This window comes from Aeromicrobium sp. UC242_57, assembly GCF_044452305.1.
GTDB lineage: Bacteria > Actinomycetota > Actinomycetes > Propionibacteriales > Nocardioidaceae > Aeromicrobium.
The window spans coordinates 200561-221804 of record NZ_JBIOAM010000005.1; the positions used below are offsets into that span (position 1 = coordinate 200561).

Here is a 21244-nt window from a genome sequence, read left to right on the forward strand (position 1 = left end):
CGCATGACGGCCTCTGACCTCGCGAACGCTGCCGTGACGTCTCCCTTCGCGGTGGCGAAGACGTCGCTGCGCCACGACTACGTCGGGGTCGAGGAGACGTTGGCGCAGATGGCGTCGTCCGGCCAGCTGTCGGCCGACGAGGTCGTGGCGATCGCCGACCGGCACACCGCGGGCAGGCTGTCCCGCCGCGAGCTCGCGCCGCTCACCGCTGCAGGTGTCTCGGCGCTCGCCTACTGGACGATCGGCCGTTCGCGCGACCCAGCCGCAGCCCAGCGGGCCGCGGTCCTGTTCGCGCTGGGGCGTCGCCTGGCCAGACGCGATCGCGCCACCGCGCCACATCCCGACGTCGCCCTCCAGGTCGCTCTGACGGCCGGACAGGTCACGGCGCCCGACGACAAGCTCATCAGCTCGATCGGTGCCGATCCCTGGGTGCGGTGGGCCGTGCGCGCCGATCTCGCGAACCCGTTCGCATCGCCCACCCCCGAGGGGCTGGCAGCGTGGTACGAGGTGTTCGACGAACCGTTCACGACATGTGGACTCGACCCAGTCCGGATCGACGAGACCGACGATCCATTCGCCCGTCTGACCACGGCCTCCCACGGTGCCCGTGCCGGTTCGGTGCACGGACCGCTCGTGACGATCGTCGTCCCCGTCTACGCGACCGGCGGCGACGACCTGCTCCTCTCAGTCAGATCGGTCCTCCAGCAGACTTGGGCGAACCTGCAGATCATCGTGGTCGACGACGCCAGCCCGACCGAGCACCGTGAGATCTTCGACCGGGTCGCCGCGCTCGACGACCGTGTCGAGGTGCTGCGCAAACCCGTCAACGGTGGTGCGTACGTCGCACGCAATGCCGGCATCGCCCATGCACGGGGCGACTTCATCGGCGTCCAGGACGCCGACGACTGGTCGCACCCCGAGCGCATCGAACGTCAGATGGCGGCGCTGGAGGCAGACCCCTCACTCATGGCGACCCTGTCGAAGGCCGTCTACCTGCACCGAGACCTGCGGATCACCACGGTCGGCACCGCACCGCTGGGTCGTCATCTGCCGTCCTTGCTCTTCCGCCGCAACGAGGTGCTGCAACGACTCGGCCAGTTCGACCCGGTGCGCAAGGCAGCCGACGGCGAGTTCGTCGAACGCTTGATCGCGGCCTTCGGTCGCCCGGCGATCCGCACCCTCGACGAGCCGCTCGCGCTGTACCAGCTGACCGACGACTCGCTGTCGCGTGACGACTTTCGCATCGGCTGGCACCGACACACCCGAGTCTCGTACCGCTCGGCCTACCGGCAGTGGCACCGCCGGATCGCGCTCGGCACCGCCGACCCCCACCTGGGTCCGGGCGCCGTGCGCGCCTTTCCGGCTCCCCCGAGGCTCGAGGGCGTGGCCGGGCCGGCACGCTTCGACGTCATCGTGCTGTCCGACACTCGCGACGGATCCGTCGCGCTGACCGGCCTCGTCGACCAGCTTGCAGCGCTGAATGCCTCAGGCCTCACGGTCGGCGTCGCACGCGCCGAACCATTGCGTCTGAGCACCGCCAACCGGATCTACCCGGCCGACGTCGTCGCCGACGCTGTCGCTGCCGGGCACGCGCAGTGGACGTCGTTGACCGCTGACGTCGCGACCGACCTGCTGCTCGTCCGCGATCCCGACCTGCTGGCCGAAGCTCGCGCGGCCGACGTGGTGCGAGTCCGCCCTGATCGTGTCGTCGTCATCGCCGACCGCCACCCGCGGCCCCAGACGATACGCCCGGTCTCGTACGACCCGGCCGCGATCGAACGCACGACGCTGCACCTGTTCGGGATCCGGGCGCAGTGGCTCCCGTCCAGCCACGAGCTCGGCGTGGCCCTGACCGACGCTGGGGCTACCGGCCTCGTGCATCCACCGCAGCTCGTCGACATCGTCGCGCCGGGCGGTCAGGCCAGGCACGCCGCCATCGGACGTCCGACGCTCGGCGTCGACGACGCCTCGTCGTACGCGGCAGAGCGCATTGGTCGGACCACCTTGCTCGCGCACCTGCCCCGTGGGGACGCGCACGACGTGCGGCTCCGCCAGCCCTCCCGGCGCAGCGTCGACCCGCACTGGCTGACCTTCGCGGCCACCGACGTCACCTCGGCCGAGCTGTTCGACCAGTGCGACTTCGTGGTCGGGCTGCCTGCAGTCACTGGCGACACCACCCTGATTCACTCGGTGTTCGCGGCCATGGCCCGCGGATGTGTCCCCGTCGTGCCGGAGTCCTACCGTCCGATCCTCGGCGACGCCGCGCTGTACTACGGTGAACGGACGGTCACCGAGATCGTCGACGACTGCTGGAACGACCGCGACACCCTGCACGACCGCCAGGAGCTCGCCCGAAGGTTCTGCACCGACCGGCTCTCGGCCGAGGCCGCCGCCACGACCATCTCGTCACTACGGAGCACGGACCCAGCACCATGACCCCACCTCGCACCCTCCCGCAGCGTGCCCAGGACCTGGCGCGCACCCTCGGCAACCGACCCCTTGCTCTGATCGTCGCAGCCGGGGTGCTGATCGCCGTCGGCCTCGTCGCCACCGCGACCGACCATCTCGGCCTCGCCCTCGCGGCCGTCCTGCTGGTGCAGGGCATCATCCTTGCTGCCCTGGTGCTCAACCGCCGGGGCGACGCCCGCGACCTGCGAGCGCTGCATGACCGGCTCGACCGGTCGGACACGCGCATGATCGGCGACCTCGCCCGACTGCGCAACGCATTGACCGATCACAAGGACGTGTGATGACTGCTGCCCCCGACCTGACTCCCCTCGACGCGACCCTCCTGGTCGAGCTGCCACCTGCTGGCGGCGAGGTCTGGCCCGGATCGCAGGCTGACGATGTCGGTGTGCGATGCCAGGTCATCGTCTCCGACGCCGCGCCGGGTTCCGATGAACGGCTGCACGACGGATTCGACTCCGTCTCGACCCGATTCGTCCTGCTGACCGGTCCCGACCACATCGGCGGCGGCAGCCTCGCGCACATGCTCAAGCATGGCCACGCTCTCGCCGAGACCTGCGGGCTCGCCGACTTCGGTGCCCCGCTGCCGTTGCTGACCGCCTGGCGCGACGTCCGTGTCGTCGACGCGTACCGCAGCTGGTTGCAGGCTCGTCATCCGGCGCTCGCCGCCGACTACGCGCGCCAGCTCGACGACTTCTTGTACCTGCTGCGTTTCCGGGCCGTCACCACGAGCCTGCACGGGCTCGACGTCATCGACGGGGGCTCCACGATCCGGCTCGTGGGTCGGTGCCGGCGCGGTGGCACCGACGGCCCCACACCGCCGACCGACCACCAGCCCGTCGTGATCGTCATCGACGATGACGACAACGTCCTGCTGCGCGCCGAGACCACGGCGTTCTTGACCGACGACCGCACCTCGCCGTCGTGGATCGGCTTCACGACCGAGATCCCGACCAACAGCCTGCCGACCGGCCGGTTCAGGCTCTCCGTCGAGATCCAGAGTCCGCCCGGACATGCGCCGACGCGCACCCGCCTCCAGGCCACGATCGGCCAGCTCGCATCGTCGCGCCCGATCAAGGCCGGCGGCCGACGTTTCCAGATCTTGCAGGTCGGCGATACCTACCGTCTCGACCTGCTGTCGCAGTCGACTGACGTTCCGCTTGACGGGTTGCGCTGGAGTGCCGCGATGGCGTGGCTCGACGTCAAGGCCTTCCTCCGTCGGCGCCCCTTCGGCGGCGTCCGGATGGCCCGCCTGCTGACCAGACCGTTCTACTCCCGCAAGCCGATCTGGCTCGTGGGCGAGCGCTCCGACACGGCCCGCGACAACGGCTACCACTTGTTCGCCTACCTACGGCGCGAGCGGCCCGACATCCGCGCCTACTACGTCATCGATCGGGGCAGCGACCAGTACGACATGATGGCGGCGCTTGGCCGGGTCGTCCCCCACTCGTCGCTGCGGCACCGGATGCTCGCGATGCATGCCAGTGCCTTGATCGGCGCCTACTCGATCAAGTACCTGTTGCCGAAGTCGTGGGATCCGGGCAAGTACGCTCGCCAGCTCGCCTGGCGTTTCGGCGCATTCCGGGTGTACCTGAAGCACGGCATCAACGACAAGATGGCAGTCAAGCGGCGGACCAACGGCTACGACTTGTACTTCACCGGGGTCGAGGCCGAGACGAAGGCCGCTCTCGAAGGGTCCGGCTACTACGAGCAGATCGTGCAGGCCGGTCTCGCCAGGTTCGATGCCTTGGTCCCGACGCCTGCGAGCCGCACGATCTTGTTCATGCCGACCTGGCGCTCGTACCTGATGCCCAAGCTGTTCAGCTCCGACAAGGAGTCAGAGCGTCCGTTCGAGGGTTCTGACTACGAACAGTTCATGCTGGCGTTCCTGGCGAGTGACCGCCTGCGCGACCTGCTCGACAAGCATGACGTGCGACTGCAGTTCATGCCGCACTACAACTTGGCCGACCGGATGTCCGACGCACCGGTGGCGAGCGACCGGATCGACCGGATCGGTGCCGCCGATGCCAACATCCAAGACATCATGCGTGCCTGCGACCTGTTCGTGACCGACTACTCGTCGGTGCACTTCGACCTGGCGTACCTCGGCACCCCGTTGGTCTACACCCACTTCGACCGGGACGACTTCCAGGCCGGGCACGGCAAGCACTCGTGGTTCGTGCACGAGCGCGACGGCTTCGGCCCGGTGGCCTACGACCTCGAAGGCACTCTCGACCACATCGAGAAGTACCTCGAGAGTGGCTGCACCCGGGAGCAGGTCTACGAGGATCGCGCCGCTCAGGCCTTCGCCTACCGTGACACCGACAACTGCAAGCGCACCGTCGAGCACATCGAGGGCCTGCACTGACTGCCGGTTGAGCTCCAGTTCCGGTTGGGGTTCAGGGTCGCCATCGGTGGTTGGTCTGCCAGATGAGTGAGCCTGGTGCGCGGTACTCGATGCGGTCGGTAGCCGCGTTGAGCCTGATTGACCAGTTGTCGGTGTGGATGAGTCGGTGGTGGTGGGGACAGATCAGCACCCCATCATCGAGCTTCGTGGTCGATCCTTTGGCCCAGGGTGTTCGGTAGTGGTGGGCTTCTGATTGTTCGGGTGGCCGGTCGCATCCGGGGAAGGTGCAGCCGTGGTCGCGGGCCGCGAGAGCCTGCTTTTGGGCTTTGGTGAACAGCCGTTGTTCGTGCCCATGATCCAGTGGCAACGATTTGCCGCCGAAGACCTGTGGGATCAGACCGAGCTGGCAGGCCATGAGCCGTGCTTGGGAGGCTGAGATGCGGGTGCCGGTCGACAAGGTCGCTGCCTTCACACCATGTACCAGGGTGTCGTAGTCGAGGCGGACCATCAGGGTGGCTCCGAGGCCGCTGCGACCTGGCAGCAGGTGCCCAGGAAGCCTGGAGCAGAGCTCGGCGAAGCCGACACCCATCCGGGTGCGCCAGTCGAGCTCACGGTCGTAGAACGCATGCCCCGACGTGTCAGTGTCCTTGTCGGCGCCTTCGGCAGTCTGGGTGTTGGTCTTGGCGCCGGGGTGGTCTCTGAGGTGGTCGCGTTTGGGGGCGCAGATCGCCTTGATCGCCGCGTCCAGCATCTCGGCTTGGGCATCAGGGAGCCTGAACCCACCCGAGGTGGTGCCGTCGCCGTTGGCGTTCATCCAGAACTCCGACCGCCGCCACGCCTTCCTCTCTTCATCCTCCAAATTCGTGTTTTCGTCTTGGTCGACCTCGGGTGTGGGTTTGAACTGGTCGGTGATCCGACGCGACCGTGAACGTAGGTCCTTCAGGTTGTATTTCGGTGCGTCGTCCAGCAGTGCCTTCTCGCAGGCCTGCTTCTGCGCCGGGGTCACATCATCGGGTAGGTCGTTGACCGCGTCGGCGATGATCCCGGCCTGCTTGGCACCGATCTGACCACCCGCAAGAGCTTCCTCAGTCGTGGGTGTGGTCTCCAGGGCTTTGCCGCGGTGGACCATCGACTCAGCTTCACGCCGGTCACCACCAAACGAACCCGCCAACAACGCCGCAGTCGACGTCGCACCAGCCTCCTTCGCCAGACCAGAAGCCTCCAACACCCTGGCCGCAGCCAGCTGGTGGGCCTTCAACCGGGCCTCAGCACGCATCATCCGAGTTGCGAGCCACGCACCAGACTGGCTTCAAGACCAGCCCACCCACCAACCGGCATCGTGTCCAGGGCGTTCTCGATCGCCGTGACCCCACCCGACAACGGATCAGGAAACGACACAAGAACAGCCGACACACGCACACCCCCAACGAGTGGAATTCGGGACCGAATCACTGCGATTCCGGCTCACAAACCACTCTGCACCACGGGTCAGACACTCCATCTCCAGCGAGCAAAGTTGTCCACAACGTTGCTCGCCGAACCCTGAACGACGGCGACTTCGCGTTGTTCAAGGTTCGACAGCGCGCTACTTCTTGCCGAACTTCCCGTCGGTCGCCTCGAACAACGCCTCTTCGAGCCGAGTGATTGCGCTGTCGACGTACGCCCTCGTGACATGGCTGCCCTGACGGTTGATCAGCACGTTGCCGACGACTGCGGCGCACAGCTTGTCGTCGGGGCAGAGCGTCTGTGTCAGGCCCATGACCTTGACCTCGGGCATGCGCTTGACGGCGGCCAGCGCGGCCGGCGCACCGGAACGCTTGATGGCATCGGCCTTGTCGAAGGCGCACTTGGTCAGGTCGTCCGGGTTCTGCGCGACGCACTCGTAGACCGGATCTTCTCCCGGATCGGGGTTGTCGAGCAGCGCGACCATCGGGATGCCCGCACCCGTGATCTTCTTCCAGTGCTTGACCATGCCGTCGACCATGGCGTCTTGCGTGACGTTCTCGCGCCCGGTCTTGCCTTCGGGCAGCGCGTCGTTGCGACGGTGCGAGGTGATGACCAGGTCAGGCTTGAGCTCGAGGATCTTCTGGACCGCCTTGATGCCGAAGGCACGGCAGTCGTCCTCGTTGCCTCGAGCGATCAGCGCATCGGTGAACGGGCAGGCGGACTTGGTGATCTGGATCGGCTTGAAGCCTTCGCGCTTGCCGATCGTCGAGAAGGTGGTCTCCCACTGGCCCATCTTGGAGTCGCCGACGATCAGCACCGACCGGTCGGCGGACGTGTCGCCGAACTCGCAGACGAACGGCTCGGAGTCGCCGTTGCGTACCTGGCACTCGGGCTTGTCGTCGTAGAACGGCGGACGATCGTCGGGGGCGTTGACGGGCAGTGGACGAATCGAGTCGACCTTCTTGATGTCGGACCAGACCACGTCCTTGTTCGCCGGATCCAACAAGGCCGCTGCGCCCACGCTGCCAGTCGAGGTGCCTTCCTTGACCGACCCGATGGTGGCAGAAGCGCTCAACCCCATGCCCACGGCCACGCCTAGTGCGGTCAACGCCGCGCCCAGACCCAACGCCCGACCCGTGGGCTTGAAGCCCGTCCCGAACCGGATCGGGTTCTCGATGAACTTGTGGCACAACCATGCCGGAATGATCGAGGCGACCATCAGCAACACCGCCCACCGGATGCGCAGGTCTGGGTTGTCACCCTGCGCCGCGACCAAGATCGGCCAGTGCCACAGATAGATCGAGTACGACAACCCACCGATCCACACCATGGGCGCGATGCTCAGCAAGCGCTGCGGCGATCCGGGCGTCAGCGTCAAGCCGCTGGCGATCATCAGAGCCGCACCGACGGTCGGCACCAGGGCATGAGCCCCGGGCCACGTCGTGGACTCATCGAAGAAGAAGACGGCGTACGCGATCAGACCGATACCGACCCAGCCGCCTACTGCTCGCAGCACCGACGGGATCTGCGCGACCCGCGTCGCAGCCAGCGCCAGCAGCGCACCGATTCCCAGCCTCCCAGATCCGGGTCGTCGACACGAAGTACGCCGTCGCGGGACTGTCAGCAGTCTGCTGCACCGAATAGACGAACGATGCGGCGGTCACCGCACCCAGCACCGCAAACGCACTGGGCTTCCACCGCTTGACCGCCAACACACCGATCAGCAGCATCAGGATCGGCCAGATCAGGTAGAACTGCTCTTCAACGGCCAGTGACCAGTAGTGCTGCACCGGCGACTGACCGATGTCCTCGGCCAGGTAGTCGACCCCGCGGTCAGCCAGGCGCCAGTTCACGACGTACAACGCGGCCGACACGATGTCGCCGCCGAACGCCTCACGCTGCGTGATCGGCAGGTACACGTACGTCACCAGTGCGCTGAACAGCAGCACCGTCGCCGATGCCGGGAGCAGACGCTTCAACCGGCGGCCCCAGAAGTTGGCCAGATTGACCCGACCCGACCGCGACACCTCACGCGCCAGCAGACCCGTGATCAAGAACCCTGACAGCACGAAGAACACGTCGACGCCAACAAACCCACCGGCCATGAACGGGATCCCCGCATGCCCCGCCAGCACCGAACCCACCGCGATCGTCCGCATGCCCTCGATGTCAAGCCTGATCGAACGCCCATGATCCGACTTCGTCGTCGTCTCACGACGATCCAAACGATGCGCTGCAGTCGACATGCGAAAACGTGTCCTCAAGCTCGTGTAACGGTCTGCCCCACCCGGAAAGACGCCTCGCACAGGTTAGCCGATGCACCAGAACTGTCCTGTCACCAGAGGAGTGCTGGCCCCTGAGGTAGTCTTCCCGGGCAGCAGGTTCACCACATAAGGCCACCACACGAGGAGCCCGCCTTGTCAGTCGACCTGGCCATCATCGGTCTCGGTTACGTCGGACTACCCCTGGCACAGCAGGCCGCACAGTCGGGCGTCTCGGTAGTCGGTTTCGATGTCAACGAGGCGATGGTCTCCTCGCTCAACGGGGGCCGCAGCCATATCGACGACCTGTCCGACGATGACATTGTCGAGATGCTTTCGCACAACTTCACTGCCTCGACCGACGAGAACGTCCTCGCGGCTGCTGACACGATCGTGATCTGCGTCCCGACGCCGCTGTCGATCGATGGCGAACCCGATCTGGGAGCGGTCACCGGCGCGACGACGACGATCGCCCGCCACCTGCGTCCCGGGCAGCTCGTGGTCTTGGAGTCGACGACCTATCCCGGGACGACTGACGAGGTCGTGCGCCCGCTTCTCGAGCAGGGCGGGCTCGTTGCTGGTCGCGACTTCCACCTCGCGTTCAGCCCCGAACGCGTCGATCCGGGCAACCCGACGTACGGCATTGCCAACACCCCGAAGGTCGTCGGCGGCCACACCCCCGAGTGCACGAAGGTCGCGACGGCATTCTACGGCCGGTTCATCGAGACCGTCGTGCCGTCAAAGGGCACCCGCGAAGCTGAGATGACCAAGCTGCTGGAGAACACCTACCGGCACATCAATATCGCTTTGGTCAACGAGATGGCCCAGTTCTGCCACGAGATGGACATCGACCTGTGGGAGGTCATCCGCAATGCAGCGACCAAGCCATTTGGCTTCCAGGCGTTCTACCCTGGGCCTGGTGTCGGCGGCCACTGCATCCCGATCGACCCCAACTACCTCTCCTACAAAGTGCGCGCGACGCTCGGACGGGCGTTCCAGTTCGTCGAGCTGGCCCAGTCGATCAACCTGCAGATGCCCGCGTACGTCGTCGAACGGGTCGCGGACCTGCTCAACGACGAGGGGAAGGCATTGCGCGGATCGACGGTCCTGCTGCTCGGCGTGACGTACAAGCCCAACATCGCCGACCAGCGCGAGTCACCAGCCACACCACTGGCCCAGCTGCTGATCAGCAAAGGCGTCGACCTGATCTTCCACGATCCCCACGTCGAGACGTGGACACCCGACGGCGTGCCGGTCAGACGAGCCGACGACCTCGACGAGGCACTACGCACGGCAGACATCTCGGTCTTGCTCCAGAACCACCGACAGTACGACCTCGAGGCCATCGCCTCGACGGCGCGAAAACTGTTCGACACCAAGGGTGCGACTGACGATCCCTACGTCAGTCGACTGTAGGCATCGAGACGAAACGTCAGTACTCGCCGCTCGCCAGGTCATGGTCGACGTTTCGAACGGCAAGTACGTCACCAAGCAAGGTCCGCGCCCGGACGTCGAAACTGTGCTGACGACGAACCCGATCGGCCAGCAGGAGCCTCGACTCGTGGTCAGGCCATCCTTCTGCGTCTGAATCAAGCAGCAGTCTGAGCTCGTCGACGCAACTGTAGGTCCGGACAAGCCCACCGAACATGTCCGGGCCGCCTGCGACTTCGTCGCTGACGACCAAGCTCCACTGCTGATGGCGTCGAAGACCCGGTTCGACCAGAAGCCGTTGGCAGCCATGTCTTCATGGTGGTCGTTGAGGACGATGCGGGCACCCGCGTAGGCGGCAGGCAGATCGTCGTTGGGGAGAAAGTCTGCTCTGATGTGCTCGGCATCGATGAAGGTACTCCATCGCGGACCGTAGACATCTGCCTGCTGGCCGGCCAGCAGCGCGTCGCGCACGATGGGCCGGCCGGTTTCTCCGCGAGGCCGTCCGACGAACAGGATGCTGTGAGGCACCGATGGCACTCCCGGATGGAAGCGTGTCGGGTCGGTGGCCTGCAGCAGGGGCCGGACCTCGCGACCGAACCGACGACTCGCCATCTCGGCCCAGACATGGCTGGCAGCATAGACCAGGTCGACAGAGCCGGCGTCGACCTCCCCGGGACCGATCTCATCTGGGTGGCTGATGATCCAGAGGGCGCTGGTGACCTCTGGCTGGGCCTGGTACGGGATCAGGCCCCGAAGTCCGAGAACGACGTCATCGAGATGCGACGAAGTCAACCGATGATGAGAATCGCGTCGATCCTGCACAACCTCTTGACCCAGGCGCCTCAAGGCCGCCGCCAAGTCGTTGGCGAAGAACACATCTCCAGCCGAGTCGCCGCGGGCGTTCGACTTCATCGGAACCTTGAACGCCCAGCGCAGCGCCGGGAGGCCGTCCGCCGGCCCACCTGACACCAGTCGTACCGGACGGATGAGGGTCGGCATGGTCCGACGGTCCGCGTCCGTACGCACGCCTCGCAGCTCCATCCCGACCGAGGCCAGCACGCGGTTCACGTCCGGGCAGCGGCTGTCCGTCGGATGTCCTCCGCGCCGTCCCCGGGGTCAGCAGGACAGGATCTGCCCGTCCCAGCTTCGAACCGGACGTCGGTGACCGTACGGATCGTCGGGCCGGTGTCCGCCGCACGACTGGTCAGCTCCGGCGCGGCCCAGGCCTCGTCGAGTCGAGGGCTGAATCCCAGCTCGTCGAGCATGGCAGTCCGCATCGTGAGGCCCTCGCCTTCGGCTGCGAAGAACTCGGTCCACCAGGCAGCCGCGCGCGTCCTCTGCCGGATGACCATGGATCAGGCGGTACGGCAGGTGCCGGCGACCTGGAAACACCAGGCCTGCCGATCGAATCGTGGAATCCGTCGAGATGACGAGCGGGCAGACGGCGACCACGCCAGCGCTCAGGGACTCCGTCAGGAGCACGATCTGCTCGGGACGAAATTTCGTCCCAGCTGACACCAACACCGAGGTCTCGGCCGTCGTTGCTGCCACCGCGATCGAGGCGGCGTGGCCCCACGTGGTGCGGTCGGGGAGGAAGACAACCGTGAGGCGAGAGACGTCGGTCAGCACCGACCCGATCTCCACCGCATCCCGCGGTCGCTGACGACGGCCACCACGTCGAGACCCGCCTCCATGACCAGCTCCATGGTCGTGATCGCACCGTCTACATCGTCGACAACCGGCATCAGCGCCGCCGTCGACCCGGCAGACCTGGTGCGGCGCTCCAACGGCAGCCAGCGGGCACGGACCTGCGCCACGTCGCCGGGATCAACATCCACGGGCGGCGGGCCCACCACCCCGAGCATGGGAAGAAAGCCGATCTCGCCCTGCTGTCGCAGGTGCAGCAGCCACTCCCACTGCTCCAGGAGGCCGTGGGGCACGGCGAGCCCCGGCCCCATCACGCCCCGCTGCGCCAGGACACCTCGCAGGCTGCGCGGACCCGACCACGTGAGGCGCTCCAGCGTGCCGACGTCCAGGTCGACATGCCCGTGCTGATCAGCTGATCGAACGAGGCACCCTCGGCGACGGCAGCGGCCACGACACCATGGTCGTCCAGAGCGGGCAGCCCCAGCTCGAGGAACCGCGGAGCCCAGTGCTCACGGCCGTCCCAGAAAGCCACGACGTCGCCGTCCGCCGCCCTGATCAGAGTGTCGACCTGAATCGGCAGTTCACTCGTCTCGATGGTGCGTATGCGGGCGTCGACAGCGATCAGTCTCTTCACATACCCACTTCGACGACCGCGGATCCCCGGTTCGACCGCCACCAGCATCTCCCACGCAGTGTGGGTCTGCGCGACGACAGTCAGCACGTGCCGGTCGCTCATCCCCTCGAGGGCTGAGGCATCCACGACAATCGTCACGGTCTGATCCGAGTGACGGGTGGGACCGGAAGCTATCTCGCCGAAGCCTCGCGGAATCGCAGCGTCCGCAGACCGACCAAGATCAATTGCCTCCCGGCCACGCCTGGCCAGCTCGAGGACGGTCGTCCGCCGATCCTGCGTCTGCGGTAGGCCCGCTTCCAAGCGCCCCTTCGCGATGGCTCGCGCGAAGGGGCTGGAGCGTGGATTGTCCGACCTCGCTGGGTCGAGCCGCGGGCTGAACGCCACATGGGGTGACCAGCCCGCAGCCTCGCCCACTTCCAGGTAGTGCCAGACCGCCGCACCATCGCTGGCAAACGTCCGGGCCGGCTTGGGCTTCTGCACAGCTCCTGATCGAACACCCCGCTGGCAATGATCCTGGCAAGGGACTTGCTGCGAGCTTTCGAGACATCCATCAGCTCGGACCAGCTGAACGATCTACCATCGCGCTCGGTCATCAGGAAGTCGATCTCGGAGCCGGCAATCGTTTCGAGAAGATGTAAGGCTGGCCCGCCGACGTGGCTGGAAGCGCCCGGCACGATGCGCTCGTAGGCAGCCAGGTCGACATACGTCCGCACGGGTAGATCCGCCAACATGCTCAAGCCGTCGGAGGACTCGATCGAGTCCCGTCCCGGGAGATCACGCCCAGTGAAGTCGTGCACTGGGTTGGGAAGCAGCCCCCGGCTCCACCCTTCGTCGAGGTAGTGGTCCGCCGCAGCGACCTCGGTCTCAAGTCCTCGCGAGCCTGCGCCTGATAGTAGGCAGGCACGAGCAACCCTGAGCTGACCAGCTCGGCGCCGGTCGATGTTCTCCGCCGACGCAGACCCTTCACGAAATCAGCCATCAGCTGGCGTCCCAGGTCTCTGTGCGCACCGCCCCAATCTAGCGGGTCGGGCCTCGACCCGGGCCAACCTGACAGCCAGCCTGGCGCTCAGCTGCCCCAGGTGGGACGCAGCGGCCAGCTGGCATCGCCGTGCTCGTCGGCCTTGACGGCCAGGACGTGGTGCAGCTCATCTCGTTGCGCTCGAAGGCGAGCCGCGATCCGGGCCATGTAGATGCCCCACACCTTGGCGCGGCCGAGGGTGACTTCTTCGAGGCACTCGTCCCAGTTCTCGACGAGGTTGTCGCACCAGCCCTTGAGCGTCATGGCGTAGTGCTCGCGCAGGTTCTCGACATGGCGTACCTCCAGGCCTGCGTCCTGCACCGCGACCTGGATGCGGCCGACACCGGTGAGCTCGCCGTCGGGGAACACGTAACGGTCGATGAAGGCACCGGTCGTCGTCGTCTTGTTGCTCGGACGGGTGATGCAGTGGTTCAGCAGACGCCCGCCGACCTTGAGCTTGTCGTGCAGGAAGCCGAAGTACTCGTCGTACTGCTTGACGCCGATGTGCTCGGTCAGTCCGATCGAGCTGACCGCGTCGAAGTCTGTCTCGGTGACGTCGCGGTAGTCGAGGAATCGCACTTCGGCCAGGTGGTCGAGCCCCTGTCGCTTGATCTCTTCTTGAGCCCATGCGGCTTGCTCACGCGAGAGCGTGACACCCAGCGCCTTGACGCCGTAGTGCTTGGCCGCGTGCCTGACCATGCCGCCCCAGCCGCAGCCGATGTCGAGCAGACGCTGGCCGGGCTGCAGGTCGAGCTTGCGCGCGATGAGGTCGTACTTGGCGAACTGAGCCTCTTCGAGGGTCGACTCCAGCGTCGGGTAGACCGCGCAGGTGTAGGTCATCGACTCGCCCAGCACCAGCTCGTAGAACCGGTTCGACACGTCGTAGTGGTGGTGGATGACCTCGGCGTCCCGCTTGCGGCTGTGCCGAAGCCCTTCGAGCGCACGACGCCACTTGGGCAGGTGCTCCTCGGCCGGCGGGGTCGGCGGCTTGAGGTTGCCGAAGCCGAGGCTGCGCACGATCTGCACCATCTCGGGAGCCGTCGGCACCTTGAACTTCAGCTGGCTCATCAGCAGCACCATGGCGTCGTACGGGTTGCCCGGGTGGATTCCTTCGAGCGCAAGGTCGCCGGCCACGTACGCTCGCGCGAAGCCCAGGTCGCCGGGTGCTGTCATCAGGTACGACAGTCCTCGTTCGTTGAGCAGCCGCAGCGTGAACGACGCGTCGACGGGCCCAGCCGAGCTGCCGTCGAAGGCCTCGAACCGGAACGGGATGCCGTCCTTCATGAGCTTGCCGAGGGCGTCTGCGATCGTCAGCTTCACCGATACGTCTGTGGTCATGAGTTCCTCACTGCTTTCTCGTACAGGGTGCTCAATCTGCCGTCGGGGTCATATCTCCGGCGCGCTGCGGCGAGCACCTCGCCGCCGTACATCTGGTCGAATGTCTTGGTCGTAGAACGCCTCGGAGTACAGCGACTTGTGGCCGCCCATCTCGTGCACGGCCTGCTCGATCTTGCGGTTCACCATGCCTTCGGGTGAACCGGCCGGCACCTCGACCGTGCCCCAGAAGCCGGCGTTGACGTAGGTCTTCGCGGGCTCCAAGGGGTAGGCGGGCCAGCTGCGGGTCGTCCGCAGGGGGCACAGCCACACGGGACGCATGCCGACCTCGGCGTCGAACCAGTCGAGGAACTCGGGCACCTTGTCGAGCGGCACCTCGATGTCTTGGATGACCCGCTCTCGTCCGGGGATCTTCTTGATCTTGTCGAGCGTGCGGATGATGCCGAACCGTTCGTCGAGGCCGACGATCTTGTGGAAGACATCGCTGCGGCGGTACCTGGCCGGCCAGATGCGCCGGATCCACTTGTTCTGGGCCCCGAAGGCCCCTGAGCACCAGAACCAGTCGGTGTCCCAGCGCCAGATGTAGTCGTTCATCGTCAGGGCGTCGGTCTCACGGGCCTGGATCGACTTGTAGTAGATCTGCTGGCCGGTGTAGTCGCTGACCCGCTGCGGCGTGTCGGTGAACGTCGCGAGGGTCAGGTAGATCTCGGTCGGCGTGAAGGCGGTGCCGTCGAGCCCGTCGACCCGTTCGCCGTGCCACTGCCCTGACTCGGCGATGGTCTCGATCGCCTCGATCGCGAGCTGGCGTCGCTGAAGTGCAGGTGCCGAAGGGCCACGAACGGCGGGACCTTCTCGAGCTTGATCTTCAGCCGGGTCGCGTAGCCGAGGCTGCCGTAGGAGTTGGGGAATGCCTCGAACAGGTCAGCGTGATCGCCGTCGGGGCTGGCCGTGACGATCTCACCGGATCCGGTGAGGATGTCCATCTCGAGCACCGACTCGTGCGGAAGTCCGTTGCGGAACGATGTCGACTCGATGCCGAGGCCCGTGACCGCGCCACCCAGGGTGATGGTCCGGCTGCGGGATGACGTAGGGGATGAAGCCGTGCGGCAGCGTGGCCGCGACGAGATCTTCGTAGGTGCAGATGCCCTGGACATCTGCGGTCCAGGCGTCTGTGTCGATCGAGATGACGCCGTCGAGGCCGCTGACGTCGAGACCTGGGGTGTCGTTCGTGGCACGAGGCCGGAAGAGGTTGGACGTCTTCTTCGCCAGACGCACCCGAGCCCCCGGCGGGATACCTCGATAGGACTCCAGCAACCGGTCAACTGCTCGTGCGTGCTCGTGCAGACCCCTCACGAACTGTGCCAACCATTCACGAACGTCAGGTTATTCCCGCGAGCGTGAACTGGGAAGTGCAGGGCAACCTAAGAAGGTTGCGCGAGGAAACGAATTACTGCGATCGCTGTGGTCCGTCCGCGAGCGACGACGGCGCGACCTCGAGGGGGAACGGCTCGGAGACGGTGAGCAGATCGTCGCCGTCAGCATGTCCTACCTCGACGTAGACATCGTCGACGAGCTTCCACGCCCAGATGGTCGGGACATCCGGATCGACGACCCAGTAGTGGGCACAGCCCGGTCGTTGCAGGCGATCTCTCTTGAGCAGCAGGTCGAACGCCCGCGTGCTGCGCGAGAGCACCTCGACGGCCAGCACCGGTGTCGTCGGCAGATCATGTTCGGTGAAGTCTTCACGACGGGCGACCACGAGATCGGGTTGCATCACCGTGTCATCGGACAGCGCGACGTCGACCGGCGCGAACAACACCTTGAGATCGGCCGGGCATGCCGCGAACAGCAACCGATACATGCCCGCCACTGCGTCTTGGTGTCGGATGCGCGGTGCCGGGCTCACGACGAGCACCCCGTCGATGAGCTCGTAGCAGTGGCCGTCATCGGGCATCGCGTCGAGATCTGCGCGATTTAGCGGGCGATGAGGAAGCCCGGCGGGCACCGTGGTCGACGCATCGGTCATAGCAGTCATGGTAGGCGGCTCCTTCTGGCATGACCACCAGTCAAATCTGCTGCTCCACCACTTGCTACCCCGTCCAGGACATCTGTGGAAAACCTCGTCCAGAGCTCGGCCTGTGCACTCGTCCCTGCAAGCTCAGCCCTGTGCGACGTACCGGATCGCTGCGGCGTAGCCCTCGATGCCCATGCCCACGACGACCGCCGAAGCGATGTCGCTGAGGTAGGACGTATGACGGAAGGCCTCGCGTGCGTGCACGTTGCTCAGGTGGACCTCGACGAGCGGACCGTTGAGCTGGCTCGCGGCGTCACGCACGGCGATCGACGTGTGCGTCCACGCTCCGGCGTTGAGGATCACCGCTGACCCCGCGTCGGCTGCGGCGTGCAGCCAGCCGATCATCTCGGCCTCCGCGTCGGTCTGGCGGACCTCGATCTCGACGCCGACGTCGGTCGCGACCTGCTCGCAGCGCCCCACCAGATCGGCGTACGTCGCGGTGCCGTAGACATCGGGCTCGCGCACGCCGAGACGGCCCAGGTTGGGGCCGTTGAGGACGAGGACGGTCATCGGGTCACCTCTGCAGTTGCCAGACCAAGTTGCCAGATCAGCGCGGAAGCGGCGCTGGACGCACTCAGATCGTACTCACCCTCGCCGGTGAACCTGATCTCGTCGCCCGCCGCGAGCCGCGTACCGGCGACGTCCACCTCACCTGACGTGACGATCACCAGGCTGCGCGGCGCTGCGGGGACCGTCACGACCTGCCCCGCATCGAACGTCACCGCCAGCAGCTCGGCCGGAGCGTGCACGGCCACCGTCGGGGTGAGCACACCGGGCACGTGGTCCACGTCGACCTGGCGATACTCGGGAGCCTCGTCGTAGTCGGTGCGCAGCATCATCTGCACGAACACCAGCGGCTCGTCGGGCGACGCGTTGCGCTCGGAGTGCCGGACTCCTGTGCCGGCGCTCAGTCGCTGTGCCGTGCCGGGCCGGATCTCACCAGCCTGTCCCGTGGAGTCCTCATGACGCAGCACGCCGTCGAGGACCCAGGTCACGATCTCGACATCGGCATGGTCGTGGACGTCATAGCCCCCGCCTGGTGCGACGTGCTCGGCGTTGATCGCCATGATCGGTCCGAAGCCGATCCGATCGGGGTCGTAGTGCACGCCGTACGAGAAGCTGTGCCACGTCTCGACGCCGTCACCGACCGTGTGGAACCGGTCGGCGGCGCGGCGGACGTCAGGCATAGCCCAGCTCGTGCAGACGGTCGTCCTCGATGCCGAAGTGATGGGCGATCTCGTGCACGACGGTGATGCCGACCTCCTCGATGACATCGGCCTCGGTGTCACAGATCGCGAGAGTCGGATTGCGGTAGACGAAGATCCGGTCGGGCACGACACCCGCGTACATCCCATCGCGTTCGGTCAACGGGATGCCGTCGTACAGGCCCAGCAGGTGAGGATCGTGCGGGGGCGCGTCGTCCTCGATGAACAGCACGACATTGTCGAGAAGCGCAGCGAGCTCGGCAGGCACTGCCGCGAAGGCATCCTCGACCAGCTCGGCGAACCGGTCCTCGCTCAGCTCGATCATGACCCCATGATGCCCGATCCGGTTTCACGCTCCCGACCATGACCCACTATGCTGGTCTGGTTCCAAGGCCCCCATCGTCTAGCGGCCTAGGACGCCGCCCTTTCACGGCGGTAGCACGGGTTCGAATCCCGTTGGGGGTGCCACTCACAGCTGCGTCGTCAACGCTGTCGCAGCTTCCCAGAACGACGTCACGAGCAGCCATGCGAAACTAGGCCCGTGACCGCCGCGCCTGATCCCGGACCAGCTCCAGGGCACATGTCCTGGATCGGACCGCTCGTGGCAGTTCCCATCGTCTTCTTCGCCGGCATCATGACCTCCGGGCTCATCAAGAACACTGACTCGCTGCCCGAGCATCTCTGGTTGATTCCCTACGTCGCGACACTCATCGGCGTTGCCGTGGCCTTCGTCATGTTCGCGGTCGCTGCGGTGCGCACGTCAGTTCGTGCACGACGCCGCAGGGACGGCATCTTCGATCGCCTGGCCCAGCAGGATGCCCACGCGCGCGGACTCGCCCCAGATGAGTACGGGGTCTACCAAGGCCGGGTCGGTTCCATCACCGAACCCACCAGCTCGGCCACCGGGCTTCTCATCATCTCCCTCGTGCTGACGGTGCTCGGGACACTCGTGCTCGTCCTGGCGGGGGTGGGCATCGCGCAAGGGATGGGGCTGGTCGACAAGCCCGACGATGCGACGACCTTGAGCCCTGTCGAGTGGTTCTTCACCTTCTTCTCGATGATCTTGATCCCCTGGTCGTGGTCGTACTACTTCCGCGAACGGCGTGCGAGCAAGGTTCGGATCGCACGAGGCCTCCCGCGCGATCTCCGCTAGCTGCAGCATCGCAGTGCGCCACGCGACCGGGTCCGGCCGCGTGGCGCACCCCGCCGAACTACAGCGGGTCAAGCAACGGTCAGCGCCGCACCTTGCCGACCTTGACCGTCGTCGCCTTCGTCGTGTAGCCCGACTTCTTCGACGTGATGACGACCTTGACGGTCTTGCCCGCCCACTGCTTCTTGAGCTTGAGCGTCGACTTCGTCGCCCCACCGATGGCCTTGTTGCTGACGTACCAGCGGTAGCTGACCGAGGACGCCTTGGGGCTCAGCGACCCCGGGTTGACCTTCAGCGTCTTGCCGACCTTCTGGCTGCCCCGCACCGAGGGCTTCTTCGACTGCTTGAAGGTGCGCGGGACGTTCCCGATCGTGGTCATCGTCGTAACGGTCGCGTAACCCGTCTTGCTGCTCGCGATCGCGACCCGGATCGTCTGTCCGCCCCACGCAGCATTCAGCTTCAGGCGGGTGGACGTCGCACCGGGAATCAGGGTCGATCCCCGGTACCACTGGTAGGTGACGGCGTCCGGCGCCGGACGCATCGAGCCCCGGCTGACCGTCAAGGTGCGCCCGGCCTGGAGCACTCCGGAGACCGACGGCTGCGACACCGTCAGGAACTCCTTCAGCCCCGGGCCCTCGGACTCGGCAGCGCCCTCGGTCCACCACGAGTCTCCGTACGTCGTGTCGCGGAGAGTGTTCGTCACGCAGTGGATCTGACCGCTGCGGCTCGTGTAGAAGTAGTCCTCGGTCCACTGGATCTCGGTCCCGATCTCGGCGAACCGTGCCTCGATCTCGGACTGGAACAGATCCTTGCCGTCGACGGCCGGCACGTGCTGCGTGGGGATGAAGACCACGTCGCGACCGGTGCCGATCAGGTTGGCCGCATTCGGCACCTGGACGCCGACGCGTCCTCGCCCGGCTGCACCCTCACGGTAGAGGACGGGGACCCGGATGATGTCGTCCTCGGTGAGCCCCGTCTCCTGGCGGAGGACCTTGAGCGCACGGTTGACGCCTGCATGCCCCAGCTGGGCGCCGCTGATGAGCAGCGGGTCGCTGACGGCCTGTCCGACGGTCATGGTGGGGGCGTTCGAGCCCTCCGGCGGCACCAGGTCGTACGGCGTGTACAGCTGCTCGTCGCCCCGGCCGTCCTCCACGAGCTCCTCCAGCAGGTCCATCGCCAGCTTGGGTCCGCGGCGACGAGGGCCCAGCCCCGGTCGTTGTCAGCGGGGATCACCGACATGAACTCGTCGATGTGTCCGACGCTGAGCCAGCTCGTGTCGACCGTGATCGGGTCCTGGAAGCCCTGCAGCGCCAGCATCTCGTTGAAGGCCGGGTCGGCCGTGAAACCGGTGCCGGGAACGGCGCCGAGCACCTTGCGACCGAGCGGGTACTTCTTGCCGTCGTGCTCGTAGGCGGGGAGGGTGCCGTAGTTTCCGGTCGATCCACGGGAGTCGTAGCTCATTCCGGCGATCGTGGCCGGGACGTACGCGGGGTCGAAGTGCTGGATGCCGGCGACGTCCGGTCCTCGCAGCTCGGTGAAGACAACCCGGCCGGTCTGCCGGAACGGGTTGCTGCCCGCGTTGTCGCGGCCGTCACGGACAGGCGCCCGGACGAAGACCCGCATCTGCTGCTCGCCGTCGGCAGACGGGATCGACATGACGCCTGGCTCCATGATGTCCTGCGTCCAGATGTCGGTGCCGTTGCCACCACCGCGAGCACCCTGCATGCTGGGCAGCTTGACGAGCTCGACGCCAGCGTCCATGCGCGACATGCCCTCCAGGTAGTCAGCCGCCATCGCCTCGGCGTTCTGCCTGGTGCGCAGAGTTCCCGCGGTCGGCTCGGGCATCTCGGCACCCTCGTAGACCGAGGTCTCGTTGTCGGCCATGTAGAGCTTCTCGATGGGCATCCGGTCGGTGACGAACAGCAGCGGGGCGACACGCAGCTGCACCTGGTCGGTGGCGACTTGCTTGCTGCCACTGCGATGGACGGCGCGCACCGTGACGGTGCCGTCCCACGACGCGTCGCGGATGATGTCCTTGCCCTCGATGCCGAGCTCCACGCCGTCGGCGATCAGGTCCGACGGGAGGGTGCCGTTGGCTGCCAGCTTCGTCCAGTCCTGTGCCGACGTGCCGGCACCACGCTTGACGAAGACGTTGACCTTGGTCGCTCCGACGCCGCGCAGCTCCACGCGGACCGAGCCGACCTTGCCGGTGTCGACCGGCTGCACCTGG

The 21244-nt window shown here is 66.4% G+C and carries 20 protein-coding genes, 1 tRNA gene and 1 pseudogene; 7 read left to right on the forward strand and 15 right to left on the reverse strand.

Annotation, left to right across the window (positions count from 1 at the left end):
• Window positions 1-3 precede the first annotated feature (3 nt).
• From ACHMWU_RS22720 to ACHMWU_RS22730, 3 genes are all read left to right on the forward strand, one after another.
• Entirely contained in the window at window positions 4-2436 is a 2433-nt protein-coding gene (locus tag ACHMWU_RS22720; protein ID WP_396047413.1) for a glycosyltransferase, read from the forward strand.
• A gap of 86 nt (window positions 2437-2522) precedes the next feature.
• Complete coding sequence (locus ACHMWU_RS22725; protein WP_396047415.1) at window positions 2523-2750, forward strand: hypothetical protein; 228 nt, start codon at window positions 2523-2525, stop codon at window positions 2748-2750.
• Window positions 2750-4834, forward strand: a complete 2085-nt coding sequence (locus ACHMWU_RS22730) for a CDP-glycerol glycerophosphotransferase family protein (protein ID WP_396047417.1) — start codon at window positions 2750-2752, stop codon at window positions 4832-4834. Before ACHMWU_RS22725 ends, ACHMWU_RS22730 begins: the two co-directional genes overlap by 1 nt.
• 31 nt (window positions 4835-4865) lie before the next feature.
• Here ACHMWU_RS22730 and ACHMWU_RS22735 read toward each other — a convergent pair whose 3' ends face one another.
• The 3 genes from ACHMWU_RS22735 to ACHMWU_RS22745 all read right to left on the reverse strand — a co-directional run bounded on the left by ACHMWU_RS22735 (window position 4866) and on the right by ACHMWU_RS22745 (window position 8418).
• On the reverse strand, window positions 4866-6092 hold the full coding sequence (locus ACHMWU_RS22735; protein ID WP_396047419.1) for a DUF222 domain-containing protein: 1227 nt from the start codon (window positions 6090-6092) through the stop codon (window positions 4866-4868).
• A 306-nt stretch (window positions 6093-6398) separates the two neighbouring features.
• On the reverse strand, window positions 6399-7775 hold the full coding sequence (locus ACHMWU_RS22740; protein WP_396047421.1) for an acyltransferase family protein: 1377 nt from the start codon (window positions 7773-7775) through the stop codon (window positions 6399-6401).
• A complete protein-coding gene (locus ACHMWU_RS22745; protein ID WP_396047423.1) occupies window positions 7708-8418 on the reverse strand; it encodes an acyltransferase family protein in 711 nt (236 codons plus the stop codon). The genes ACHMWU_RS22740 and ACHMWU_RS22745 overlap by 68 nt, the downstream gene beginning before the upstream one ends.
• A gap of 258 nt (window positions 8419-8676) precedes the next feature.
• Between ACHMWU_RS22745 and ACHMWU_RS22750 the strand changes: the two genes are divergently transcribed.
• Window positions 8677-9936: a nucleotide sugar dehydrogenase gene (locus tag ACHMWU_RS22750; protein ID WP_396047425.1), complete on the forward strand. Its 1260-nt coding sequence runs from the start codon at window positions 8677-8679 to the stop codon at window positions 9934-9936.
• Between the two features lie 330 nt (window positions 9937-10266).
• The gene (locus ACHMWU_RS22755; RefSeq protein WP_396047427.1) at window positions 10267-10917 is read left to right on the forward strand and encodes a hypothetical protein; all 651 of its coding nucleotides are present in this window, start codon (window positions 10267-10269) and stop codon (window positions 10915-10917) included.
• Window positions 10918-11015: 98 nt separating this feature from the next.
• Here the strand turns inward: ACHMWU_RS22755 and ACHMWU_RS22760 are convergent, their stop codons facing one another.
• The 11 genes from ACHMWU_RS22760 to ACHMWU_RS22810 form a co-directional block, all read right to left on the reverse strand.
• Window positions 11016-11303, reverse strand: a complete 288-nt coding sequence (locus ACHMWU_RS22760) for a hypothetical protein (protein WP_396047429.1) — start codon at window positions 11301-11303, stop codon at window positions 11016-11018.
• Between the two features lie 270 nt (window positions 11304-11573).
• On the reverse strand, window positions 11574-11891 hold the full coding sequence (locus ACHMWU_RS22765; RefSeq protein WP_396047431.1) for a hypothetical protein: 318 nt from the start codon (window positions 11889-11891) through the stop codon (window positions 11574-11576).
• A gap of 17 nt (window positions 11892-11908) precedes the next feature.
• Window positions 11909-12370: a hypothetical protein gene (locus ACHMWU_RS22770; RefSeq protein ID WP_396047433.1), complete on the reverse strand. Its 462-nt coding sequence runs from the start codon at window positions 12368-12370 to the stop codon at window positions 11909-11911.
• Between the two features lie 928 nt (window positions 12371-13298).
• The gene (locus tag ACHMWU_RS22775; protein ID WP_396047435.1) at window positions 13299-14588 is read right to left on the reverse strand and encodes a class I SAM-dependent methyltransferase; all 1290 of its coding nucleotides are present in this window, start codon (window positions 14586-14588) and stop codon (window positions 13299-13301) included.
• Between the two features lie 48 nt (window positions 14589-14636).
• On the reverse strand, window positions 14637-15179 hold the full coding sequence (locus tag ACHMWU_RS22780) for a hypothetical protein (protein ID WP_396047437.1): 543 nt from the start codon (window positions 15177-15179) through the stop codon (window positions 14637-14639).
• A 101-nt stretch (window positions 15180-15280) separates the two neighbouring features.
• Window positions 15281-15568: a hypothetical protein gene (locus ACHMWU_RS22785; RefSeq protein WP_396047439.1), complete on the reverse strand. Its 288-nt coding sequence runs from the start codon at window positions 15566-15568 to the stop codon at window positions 15281-15283.
• Window positions 15543-15950: a hypothetical protein gene (locus tag ACHMWU_RS22790; RefSeq protein ID WP_396047441.1), complete on the reverse strand. Its 408-nt coding sequence runs from the start codon at window positions 15948-15950 to the stop codon at window positions 15543-15545. Before ACHMWU_RS22790 ends, ACHMWU_RS22785 begins: the two co-directional genes overlap by 26 nt.
• Before the next feature lie 82 nt (window positions 15951-16032).
• The gene (locus ACHMWU_RS22795; RefSeq protein WP_396047443.1) at window positions 16033-16620 is read right to left on the reverse strand and encodes a Uma2 family endonuclease; all 588 of its coding nucleotides are present in this window, start codon (window positions 16618-16620) and stop codon (window positions 16033-16035) included.
• A gap of 123 nt (window positions 16621-16743) precedes the next feature.
• On the reverse strand, window positions 16744-17169 hold the full coding sequence (aroQ, locus tag ACHMWU_RS22800; protein WP_396047445.1) for a type II 3-dehydroquinate dehydratase: 426 nt from the start codon (window positions 17167-17169) through the stop codon (window positions 16744-16746).
• Complete coding sequence (locus ACHMWU_RS22805) at window positions 17166-17846, reverse strand: pirin family protein (RefSeq protein WP_396047447.1); 681 nt, start codon at window positions 17844-17846, stop codon at window positions 17166-17168. The genes aroQ and ACHMWU_RS22805 overlap by 4 nt, the downstream gene beginning before the upstream one ends.
• A complete protein-coding gene (locus ACHMWU_RS22810; protein ID WP_396047449.1) occupies window positions 17839-18189 on the reverse strand; it encodes a metallopeptidase family protein in 351 nt (116 codons plus the stop codon). The genes ACHMWU_RS22805 and ACHMWU_RS22810 overlap by 8 nt, the downstream gene beginning before the upstream one ends.
• 67 nt (window positions 18190-18256) lie before the next feature.
• Between ACHMWU_RS22810 and ACHMWU_RS22815 the strand changes: the two genes are divergently transcribed.
• Together ACHMWU_RS22815 and ACHMWU_RS22820 are read left to right on the forward strand one after the other, a co-directional pair.
• Window positions 18257-18332 (forward strand) — tRNA-Glu (locus ACHMWU_RS22815).
• Between the two features lie 133 nt (window positions 18333-18465).
• Entirely contained in the window at window positions 18466-19017 is a 552-nt protein-coding gene (locus ACHMWU_RS22820) for a hypothetical protein (protein ID WP_396047451.1), read from the forward strand.
• A 79-nt stretch (window positions 19018-19096) separates the two neighbouring features.
• Here the strand turns inward: ACHMWU_RS22820 and ACHMWU_RS22825 are convergent.
• Window positions 19097-20919 (reverse strand): annotated as a pseudogene (locus ACHMWU_RS22825) (protein-arginine deiminase family protein).
• Window positions 20920-21244 lie beyond the last annotated feature (325 nt).

Bases quoted from the DNA above. Each gene is read 5' to 3' on its own strand.
- ACHMWU_RS22720 (WP_396047413.1), top strand. From the start codon at position 4: ATGACGGCCTCTGACCTCGCGAACGCTGCCGTGACGTCTCCCTTCGCG.
- ACHMWU_RS22730 (WP_396047417.1), top strand. From the start codon at position 2,750: ATGACTGCTGCCCCCGACCTGACTCCCCTCGACGCGACCCTCCTGGTC.
- ACHMWU_RS22735 (WP_396047419.1), bottom strand. From the start codon at position 6,092: ATGATGCGTGCTGAGGCCCGGTTGAAGGCCCACCAGCTGGCTGCGGCC.
- ACHMWU_RS22745 (WP_396047423.1), bottom strand. From the start codon at position 8,418: ATGCGGACGATCGCGGTGGGTTCGGTGCTGGCGGGGCATGCGGGGATC.
- ACHMWU_RS22755 (WP_396047427.1), top strand. From the start codon at position 10,267: ATGGTGGTCGTTGAGGACGATGCGGGCACCCGCGTAGGCGGCAGGCAG.
- ACHMWU_RS22760 (WP_396047429.1), bottom strand. From the start codon at position 11,303: ATGGTCATCCGGCAGAGGACGCGCGCGGCTGCCTGGTGGACCGAGTTC.
- ACHMWU_RS22775 (WP_396047435.1), bottom strand. From the start codon at position 14,588: ATGACCACAGACGTATCGGTGAAGCTGACGATCGCAGACGCCCTCGGC.
- ACHMWU_RS22780 (WP_396047437.1), bottom strand. From the start codon at position 15,179: ATGAACGACTACATCTGGCGCTGGGACACCGACTGGTTCTGGTGCTCA.
- ACHMWU_RS22785 (WP_396047439.1), bottom strand. From the start codon at position 15,568: ATGGACATCCTCACCGGATCCGGTGAGATCGTCACGGCCAGCCCCGAC.
- ACHMWU_RS22795 (WP_396047443.1), bottom strand. From the start codon at position 16,620: ATGACTGCTATGACCGATGCGTCGACCACGGTGCCCGCCGGGCTTCCT.
- aroQ (WP_396047445.1), bottom strand. From the start codon at position 17,169: ATGACCGTCCTCGTCCTCAACGGCCCCAACCTGGGCCGTCTCGGCGTG.
- ACHMWU_RS22805 (WP_396047447.1), bottom strand. From the start codon at position 17,846: ATGCCTGACGTCCGCCGCGCCGCCGACCGGTTCCACACGGTCGGTGAC.
- ACHMWU_RS22810 (WP_396047449.1), bottom strand. From the start codon at position 18,189: ATGATCGAGCTGAGCGAGGACCGGTTCGCCGAGCTGGTCGAGGATGCC.